Genomic DNA, 8911 nt, shown 5'->3' on the forward strand with positions numbered 1-8911 from the left:
CGCCTCCTCCGTCGCCTCCAGCCCCTCCGGACAGCCCGCCCGCAGGTGGAAGTCATCGAAGCGCAGGAACACGTCCACCCCGATGCCCACCGCGTTCTGACACAGCGACTCCAGGCACGCCGCCAGCGGGTGCCCCGCGTCCACCGCCTCGGGGGCCTCCCACACGGCTTCCTGGATGCGCCGCGTCCCGGCGTCCACCCGGAGCGACAGCCGCACCCGGCCCCCCTCGAAGGGCGCCTCTCCGTGCCGCACGTCCTCTCCGTGAAGCTCTCCGCGATGTTCCTGCCCTGGAGTCCTCATGCTAGGGACCCATCCTTTCCCACACATCCCCTCCAGGCCAGGAGCCCCATGTCCGAGCCCTCCCATCCGCGCGACGGCGACTTCGAGCTCGTCACCCTGCGCAACGGCCACCGCGCCGTGCGCCACCTGGGCCATGGCGAGGTCATGCACCCCGCGGTGGGGCCGTGGCAGGAAGCCCTGCGCCTCTACGTGGATCAACCCGGCCTCGCGGACCGCCTGCGCAAGCCCGGCCCGCCGCTCGTCATCCACGACGTGGGCCTGGGCGCCGCCACCAACGCCGTCGCCGCGCTCACCCGCGCCCGCGAACTGGGCCCCCAGCGCGCCCGCGACCTGCACGTCGTCAGCTTCGAGGTGGACCTGGCCCCGCTGCGTCTGGCGCTCGCGGACGCGGAGGGCTTCCCGTTCCTCCAGCCGTTCCGCGAGGCCTGTGAGAGCCTCATGAAGCACGGCACCTGGTCCGAGCCCGGCATCCGGTGGGACCTCAAACTGGGGGACGCGGTGCCCTTCCTGGAGCCGGACGCCGGACTGCCCCCCGCCGACCTCGTCTTCTTCGACCCGTTCTCCCCCGCGTCCAACCCGGACATGTGGACCGAAGCGGTGCTCGCCCGGGTGCGCCGGCACTGCCGGGAGGACGGGGAGGGCGCCCTGCTGATGACCTACAGCGCGGCCACGCCCACCCGCGTCACGCTGCTGCTCGCGGGGTTCTACGTGGGCGCCGGCGTGTCCACCGGCACCAAGGGGGAGACCACCGTGGCCTCGACCCGCTACGAATCACTGGCCGCCCCGCTGGGGACCCGGTGGCTGGAGCGCTGGGAGCGCTCGTCCTCCCGGGCCCCGCATGGGGGCACCCTCACGCCTGAGGTCGAGCGTCGCCTGCGGACCCATCCTCAGTGGCGCTGAGCGCCGTCTCGACGGGGGCCTCGCTCCAGCGCAGGTGGAACGTCGCCGCCGTGCCGTCGAACTCCTCCGGCAGCGCCACCACCCGCCAGCCCCCGCACAGCGCCACCGCGCGCGCCAGGAGCCCCGCCGCGAACGTCGGCTGATCCGCCAGCACGTCGTTCATCCACAGCTCCAGCGACGTCGCGCCACGCTCCACGATTTTGACTTCACTGAAGTTGTTGCCGGCGCGAAAGCCGACGTCCGCGCGCAGCAGCATCCGCCGGGGACCGGCCAGCCGGCCCACGCCCAGGAGGGCGCGGCCAAAGAAGGTGCCGAAGTAGGCGTCCATGAAGCGCTCGCCCAGGGAGTAGTACGCGGCCTCCGCGGGCACGCCGCCATAGACGTGGCCGGCCGCGATGCGCAGGAACTCCCGCCACTGTTCCAGCGAATACGTGCGTTCCAGCTTGCGGTCGAGGTCCAGCCCCGCCCGCTTCAGGTGCTCGCGGCAGGCGGGGGTCAGCCGGTTCTCCAGCGCTCGGACGAAGAGCGCGTCGACGGTCTGGGCGAAGACAAGCTTCTCAGGATTCATGCGAAGCACCCTACACGAAGCCCCCCATGCGATGCTCCCCCACCTGTGTACTGACGTTCAGTGTCGTGCCCGCCGAGTGTCAGGAAGCTGGCGCGCGCCGCACCCTTCGTGAACTCCGGGTGTTTTCAGACCCCACGTTGACGGCGCGCGCCACGAGCCCGCGCAGCCACTGGTGGGCGGGGTCGCCGTCGAAGCGCTCGTGCCAGACCTGGATGATGTCGAAGGTCGGCACCGGGATGGGCGGGGGGAAGACCTGGAGCGCGTACGCCTCGCCGAACGCGGCGATGAGGCGGCGGGGCGCGGTGAGGACGTAATCCGAGCGCGACACCGCCAGCGGGGCGATGAGGAAGTAGGGCACCCGCAGGGCGATGCGGCGCGGGGGCAGGCCGCGCTTCGCCAGGAGCGTGTCCACCGCGCCCACGCCGTCGCCGCGCGGGCTGATGAGGATGTGGGACAGCTTCAGGTAGGTGTCCAGGTCCAGCGTGCGGTGCACGGTGGGGTGGTCCTTGCGCACCACGCAGACGAAGTCCTCGGTGAGCAGCTTCTTCTGGCGCAGGCCCGGCCCGGCCTCTACCGGCGGCGTGACGACGGTCAGGTCCACCTCGCCCCGCTCCAGGAGCCCGGGATACGTGTGGCTGTCCACGTGCAGCACGGACAGGTCCACGCCGGGGGCCTCGCGGCCCAGGAGCTCCAGCGCGCCCGGCAGCAGCACGGTCCCGAAGTAGTCGCGCGTGGCCACGGTGAAGCGGCGGGACGCGGTGGCGGGTTCGAAGGGGGGCTCGTGCTTGAGGGCCCGCTTCAGCTCCGCCAGCCCCCGCCGCAGCGGCGCGGCCAGCTGCTGCGCGCGCGGCGTCAGCACCATGCCGCCCCGGCCCCGGATGAGGAGCGCGTCACCCAAGAGCTCCCGCAGCTGGGCGAGCGCATGGCTCATCGCGGACTGGGTGAGGCCCACGCGGGCGGCGGCGCGGGTGACGTGCGCCTCCTGGAGGAGCGCGTCCAGCGCCACCATCAGGTTGAGGTTGATGCCGGAGAGGTCGACCTCGTCGGGAACCGGAGCCGGGGTTTCATGAGCGCGGCGCATGGGGATATGCATAGCATGCAGTGGCCTCATGCAGGGCGCGGGGGCACTGTTGCGCCATCCCGCTGTCGCTGGAGGCACCCCATGTCCATCGTCATCAACACCCCGAATGGCAACATCGGCCGTTCCCTCGTCGAGAAGCTGCTGAAGGCCGGCCGCAAGGTCACGGTCATCTCCCGCACGCCGGAGAAGGTGGCGGACCTGGTGAAGCTGGGCGCGAAGGTGGTGCAGGGCTCCATCGACGAGCAGGCCACGCTGGACGCGGCGCTCGCGGGCGCGGAGGCGCTGTTCTGGCTCACGCCGCCCGCGCCCCGTCCGGACTTCCTCGACTGGGCGAAGGGCACCGGCCGGCTGGCCGCGGAGCGCGTGAAGGCGCACGGCGTGAAGCGCGTGGTGCTCATCTCCAGCGTCGGCGCGCAGAACGGGCCGGGCTCCGGGCCGGTGTCCTCGCTCAAGCCCATTGAAGAGGCCTTCCAGCAGGCGGCGCCCAACGTCGTCAGCCTGCGCGCGGGCTTCTTCATGGAGAACCTGCTGCGCGACGCGCAGACCCTGGCGAAGGCCGGCGCCATCTACAGCCCGAACCCGGAGACGAAGGCCTTCCCGATGGTCGCGACAGCGGACATCGCGGCCAAGGCCGCCGAGTTCCTGACGGACGCGTCGTGGACGGGCCACCGCTACGTGGGCGTCCACGGCCCGCAGGACCTCACCTATCCGCAGGTCGCGAGCATCCTCACCCAGGTGCTGGGCCAGCCCGTGAAGTACGTGCGGGTGGGGCTGGAGGACGCGCGCAACGGCATGACGGGCGCGGGCATGCCTTCGTGGATGGCGGACTCCTTCGTGGAGATGTACGGCGCCATCCAGGACGGGCGCATGGACGCGGCCGAGCCGCGCTCCAAGGAGACCACCACGCCCACCACGCTGGCGGAGTTCGCCAGCACCGTGCTCAAGCCGTTGGTGGAGCAGGCGCGCGCGTCGTAAGGGGAAACCGACGTTCGCCCGCCGGCCCGCGGGCGAAAACGGACGGGGGAGCGTCCGCCATGTCTTCCGCTTCCTCCTCACTGGTGCACGATGGGGGCCGACCGGAGATTGACCGGTACGGCCACCCCACCGAACACGAGCGCACCATGGACGAGCAACGCCCCGCCACGCCCCCGGCCCGGACGGACCCCTCCCTCGACCTGCTCCACCAGCGCACGCGTCAGCCGCTGGAGGTCCTCTTCTCCCCGCGCAGCGTCGCGGTGGTGGGGGCGAGCGAGCGCGCCGGCAGCGTGGGCCGCACCGTCCTCTGGAACCTCATCAGCAGCCCGTTCGGCGGCACCGTCTATCCCGTCAACCCGCAGCGCCCCAACGTGCTCGGCATCAAGGCGTGGCCGTCCGTGCGCGCGCTGCCGGAGGCCGTGGACCTGGCCGTCATCGTCACCCCGGCGAAGTCCGTGCCGGCCATCATCCGCGAGTGCGCGGAGGTCGGCGTCAAGGGCGCCATCATCATCTCCGCGGGCTTCAAGGAGACGGGCCCGGAGGGCGTGAAGCTGGAGCAGGAGGTGCTTCGCATCGCGCAGGCCGCGAACCTGCGCATCATCGGGCCCAACTGCCTGGGCGTGATGCGTCCCACGGGCGGCTTCAACGCCACCTTCGCCAAGGGCATGGCCCGCCCCGGCAACGTGGCCTTCATCAGCCAGTCCGGCGCGCTGCTCACGTCCATCCTCGACTGGAGCCTGCGCGAGGCCGTGGGCTTCAGCGCCTTCGTCTCCGTGGGCTCCATGCTGGACGTGGGCTGGGGAGACCTCATCGACTTCCTCGCGGATGATCCGATGACGCGCTCCATCCTGCTGTACATGGAGTCCATCGGCGACGCGCGCGCCTTCCTGTCCGCCGCGCGCGAGGTGGCCCTCACCAAGCCCATCATCGTCATCAAGGCCGGCCGCACCGCGCAGGCCGCGCAGGCCGCCGCGTCACACACCGGCACGCTCGCTGGCAGCGACGAGGTGCTCTCCGCCGCCTTCCGCCGCGCGGGCGTGCTGCGCGTGGACTCCATCGAGGACCTCTTCCACATGGCGGAGGTGCTGGCCCGCCAGCCCCGGCCCTCCGGCCGCAGGCTCACGCTGCTCACCAACGCGGGCGGCCCCGCCGTGCTCGCCACGGACGCGCTCGTGTCCGGCGGCGGCGAGCTGGCCGTGCTGTCCGACGCCACCCGGAAGCAACTGGACGCCTTCCTGCCGCCGCCGTGGAGCCACGCCAACCCGGTGGACATCCTGGGAGACGCGGACGCGGAGCGCTACGCGAAGGCGCTGGAGACCACCGGCGCGGACCCCAACAGCGACGGCCTGCTCGTCATCCTCACCCCGCAGGACATGACGGAGCCCACCCAGACGGCGGACCGCCTCAAGGGCTACGCGAAGCTGCCCGGCAAGCCCGTGCTCGCGAGCTGGATGGGCGGCTCCGAAGTCGCAGCCGGCGAGCGCATCCTCAACGACGCGGGCATCCCGACCTTCGGCTACCCGGACACCGCGGCCCGCGTCTTCAACTACATGTGGCGCTACTCGGACAACATCGCCGGGCTCTATGAGACGCCCACGCTGGCGGAGGAGCCCACCGGCGGCGGCCGTGACGTGGCGCGCGCCCTGGTGGACGAGGCCCGCGCCGCCGGCCGCACCCTCCTGTCCGAGTACGAGTCCAAGCGGCTGCTGGCCGCCTACGGCATCCCCACCGTGGAGACGTGGCTCGCCACCTCCGAGGACGAGGCGGTGGCGAAGGCCCATACGCTGGGCTTCCCCGTGGTGCTCAAGCTGCACTCGCTCACGGTGACGCACAAGACGGACGTGGGCGGCGTGCGGCTGGACCTGCGCGACGAGTCGCGCGTGCGGGAGGCCTTCCGCGCCATCCGCGACGCGCTCACGGAGCGGGGGCTGGCGGACGCGTTCGACGGCGTCACCGTGCAGCCCATGGCGAAGCTGGATGGCTACGAGCTGATTGTCGGCAGCAGCCTGGACGCGCAGTTCGGCCCGGTGCTGCTCTTCGGCGCGGGCGGCACGCTGGTGGAGGTGATGCAGGACCGGGCCCTGGGCCTGCCGCCCCTCAACACCACGCTGGCGCGCCGGATGATGGAGCGCACGCGCATCCACCACGCGCTCAAGGGCGTGCGCGGCCGGGCGCCCGTGGACCTGGGCGCGCTGGAGCGGCTGATGGTGCGCTTCAGCCAGCTGGTGGTGGAGCAGCCCTTCATCCGCGAGCTGGACATCAACCCGCTGCTCGTCTCCGCCGAGCGCATCATCGCGCTGGACGCGCGCGTGGTGCTGCACCCGCCGGACGTCTCCGCCGCGGCGCTGCCGAAGCTCGCCATCGAGCCGTATCCGCACCAGTACGCGCAGGTCCTCACGCTGAAGAACGGCGAGCAGCTGCTCGTGCGCCCCATCCGCCCGGAGGACGAGCCCGCCATGGGGCGGTTCCACCAGGCCCTGTCCGAACAGACGGTGTTCATGCGCTACGCGGGCCTGATGAAGCTCAGCCAGCGCGTGGCCCACGAGCGCCTGGCGCGCATCTGCTTCAACGACTACGCGCGGGAGATGGCGCTCGTCGCGGTGCGGCCGTCACCAGACGGGAAGGGTGGGGGAGAGATACTGGCGGTGGGCCGGCTCACGCGCCTTCGCGGCACGAAGGACGCGGAGTTCGCCATCACCGTCAGCGACCCCGCGCAGCGACTGGGCCTGGGCACGGAGCTGCTCCGGCGGCTGGTGGAGGTGGGCCGGGACTGGGGCCTGCGCCGCATCGTCGCGGACATCCTCGCGCGCAACCGCGGCATGCAGGCCGTCAGCAAGAAGCTGGGGTTCACCCTCGTGGAGCACGAGGAGCTGGCCCCGGACATGGTGAAGGCCGTGAAGGTGCTCAACGGCTGACCGTGCCCGGGGCCCTCACGGCCCTACGGCACTACACGTCGTCGCAGGGCGTGCCCAGCCGCGCGCCCGTGTAGACGCCCAGCTCGTTGTAGATGAACGGCAGGTTCTCACCCACCGGCACCGCGCGCAGCTTCTGGCGCTTGCTCTTCACCACCCAGAACGACGGCTCCTCGCGGTCCACCACGAGGCGCAGGTCGCCGCCCTGCGTGGAGAAGATCTCCCCCTGCGAGTCGGTGACGACGTTGAGCATCTTCTGCTGCTTCACCTGGCCGCGCTGGCCCGTGAAGATGCGGAAGCTCTTGTTGTCCGCGCCGATGCCGCGCTCCACCAGGTAGTACGTGCCCTTGTCGTCGCGCAGCAGCGCGTACGGCTGGAACTTCACCGGGCTGGGCTGGTAGGTGGCCTTGCGCAGAAGCTCCTTGGCCTGGTCCGCCGGCACCGGCTGCTGGGGCAGGTTCTTCTCACCGCAGCGCAGCGCGCACGTCTTGAAGTCGTCGCTCAGCTTCACGTCCGAGACGACCCGGTAGTCCATGCCGCGGAAGTTGTCGTTGGCCTTGGGGTTGAAGAAGCGGGGCTCGAAGAAGCCACCCTCGGTGCTGGTGGGGTAGCCCACGGGCGGCACCTGCGTGAACGTCTTGCCGTCTCCGTAGTACAGGGTGCCGCCGTCGAGCTCCGGCGAGTGGGGGATGAGGACCGTGTAGTGGCCCTTGCCGTCCGCGCAGACCTTCGCGGACTCCAGCACCATGCGGTCGCGCAGCTTCTGCTCCTGCCCCCAGGGGGGATCCATCGCGAGCGCGGCTTGCGGGGCCAGGACGAGCCCCAGGGCGATGACCATGTGTCGAAGCGTCATGTCGGTGGGCTTTCGTTCTAGAGGGAGTCGGTGAAGTAGGAGGTGGCCTTATCGGGCTGGACCTGGTCGCCTTCGGTCACGGCCCAGATGACCTTGCGCGCTTCCAGCTTCAGCGCCGCCTGCGCGTCCATGCGGCACTCCACCGTCTGGATCTTCTGCTGGACGGCGCGCCTGGCCTCGTCGGAGCGCTCGCACAGCTTCTGGAGCGTCTCCAGCGGGCGCGCGCAGTAGCTGCCATAGGAGATGTCGTTGATCTGCTTGTCCGTGACAGAGTCCCACGCCACGGTGGACGTCAGCTTGGAGCCGCACGCCTTGTTCGTCTCCGCGAGCGCCTCGCCCAGCTGCGTCTCCGCCTGGCTCATCCAGAACTTGCGGTCGAACACGAGCATCGCCTGATACTTCTTGTCGCCTTCCAGGTCCTGGTAGCGCTCGAAGACCTTCTCCACCTTCAGCGCGCCCGTCTTCGCCGTGTCCGGCTGCAGGTGCGTGTAGCCCGTGTGGTTCACGTTGCTGAAGATGAGGTCCTCGTAGCCGCCCCGGTCCTCCACGGAGACGAAGCGCTGCTTGTGGCCGCGCCACTGCGTCCAGTACTCCGTCTTGCGCCGCTCCTCGCCCACCGACGCGACGAGCACCTGGCCGTCCAGCTCGCTCTTCGTGCCGTCGAACATCACCAGCGCCTTGTGCGCATCACCGGGCTCCAGCCCGATGAGGGTGACCTGCTCGCCAGCCTCGTTGGAATACACCTTGCCGGTGACGGGCTTCGTGCCCGCCACGGCGCTGTCGGGCCGCACGCCCCGGGAACACCCCAGGGACAGCGCCACGACCCCCACTGCCAGTAGGACTCTCACGACCACTCCTTGAATTGAGGGCGCGCCCCCGCTCTGGAGCTTCCGCGCGCCCGGACGACCCTAGAGGTCGATATCGTACTGCGAACAGTATTGTCGGACCCTTGGACGTTCCGTTGCCGGGACCCGGGTCCATTGTGCTCGCGCATTCGCCAGGTCGTGCTGCTGGCAGTACACGCGGGTGAGCAGCGAGAACGACAGGCCGGTGATCTTCGTGCGCTGGCTGCGCCGGATGTGACGCAGCGCTTCCGACGTGTTCGACGCGTCCAGCGCCTTCTGCGCGGAGGCCAGGTCCTCGCGCACGCTGTCCGGCATCGACTCGGGGGCGCCGCCACCACGTGGCGCCTTGGTCCTGGTCGTCACGGCGGGCGGATCCGTTGGCTCCACGGACGGCCGCTTCTCTTCGGGAGCCGTCTGCTGCTGTGGCGGCTGGCCTTCCGGAGCCACGGGCGGCTCCACGGGCTGCTTCTGCTCCAC

Annotated in this window: 8 protein-coding genes and 1 pseudogene; 3 read left to right on the forward strand and 6 right to left on the reverse strand. The window is 70.8% G+C overall.

Going from position 1 to position 8911, the window contains the following annotated elements; genetic code table 11:
- Positions 1 to 252, reverse strand: a 252-nt coding sequence (locus D7W79_RS33750) for a hypothetical protein (protein ID WP_147442179.1), incomplete at its 3' end; no start/stop codon positions are given.
- A gap of 96 nt (positions 253 to 348) precedes the next feature.
- Here D7W79_RS33750 and D7W79_RS33755 point away from each other — a divergent pair.
- A complete protein-coding gene (locus D7W79_RS33755; RefSeq protein WP_120529451.1) occupies positions 349 to 1200 on the forward strand; it encodes a tRNA (5-methylaminomethyl-2-thiouridine)(34)-methyltransferase MnmD in 852 nt (283 codons plus the stop codon).
- On the opposite strand, the gene D7W79_RS33760 is transcribed toward D7W79_RS33755, so the two are convergent.
- Both D7W79_RS33760 and D7W79_RS33765 read right to left on the reverse strand, forming a co-directional pair.
- A complete protein-coding gene (locus D7W79_RS33760; RefSeq protein ID WP_120529452.1) occupies positions 1151 to 1768 on the reverse strand; it encodes a DUF2378 family protein in 618 nt (205 codons plus the stop codon). The two genes, D7W79_RS33755 and D7W79_RS33760, sit on opposite strands and share 50 nt — an antisense overlap.
- A gap of 79 nt (positions 1769 to 1847) precedes the next feature.
- Complete coding sequence (locus D7W79_RS33765; protein WP_244222118.1) at positions 1848 to 2849, reverse strand: LysR family transcriptional regulator; 1002 nt, start codon at positions 2847 to 2849, stop codon at positions 1848 to 1850.
- An 81-nt stretch (positions 2850 to 2930) separates the two neighbouring features.
- Between D7W79_RS33765 and D7W79_RS33770 the strand changes: the two genes are divergently transcribed.
- The gene (locus tag D7W79_RS33770; RefSeq protein WP_120529454.1) at positions 2931 to 3824 is read left to right on the forward strand and encodes an NmrA family NAD(P)-binding protein; all 894 of its coding nucleotides are present in this window, start codon (positions 2931 to 2933) and stop codon (positions 3822 to 3824) included.
- A gap of 59 nt (positions 3825 to 3883) precedes the next feature.
- Positions 3884 to 6739, forward strand: a complete 2856-nt coding sequence (locus D7W79_RS33775) for a bifunctional acetate--CoA ligase family protein/GNAT family N-acetyltransferase (protein ID WP_276375524.1) — start codon at positions 3884 to 3886, stop codon at positions 6737 to 6739.
- A 31-nt stretch (positions 6740 to 6770) separates the two neighbouring features.
- Here D7W79_RS33775 and D7W79_RS33780 read toward each other — a convergent pair whose 3' ends face one another.
- The 3 genes and pseudogenes from D7W79_RS33780 to D7W79_RS33790 all read right to left on the reverse strand — a co-directional run.
- Positions 6771 to 7589: a hypothetical protein gene (locus D7W79_RS33780; protein ID WP_244222119.1), complete on the reverse strand. Its 819-nt coding sequence runs from the start codon at positions 7587 to 7589 to the stop codon at positions 6771 to 6773.
- A 17-nt stretch (positions 7590 to 7606) separates the two neighbouring features.
- A complete protein-coding gene (locus tag D7W79_RS33785) occupies positions 7607 to 8437 on the reverse strand; it encodes a hypothetical protein (RefSeq protein WP_147442180.1) in 831 nt (276 codons plus the stop codon).
- 60 nt (positions 8438 to 8497) lie between these two features.
- Positions 8498 to 8911 (reverse strand): annotated as a pseudogene (locus tag D7W79_RS33790) (hypothetical protein); the annotation flags it as partial.

The organism is Corallococcus exercitus (genome assembly GCF_003611585.1).
Lineage (GTDB): Bacteria > Myxococcota > Myxococcia > Myxococcales > Myxococcaceae > Corallococcus > Corallococcus exercitus.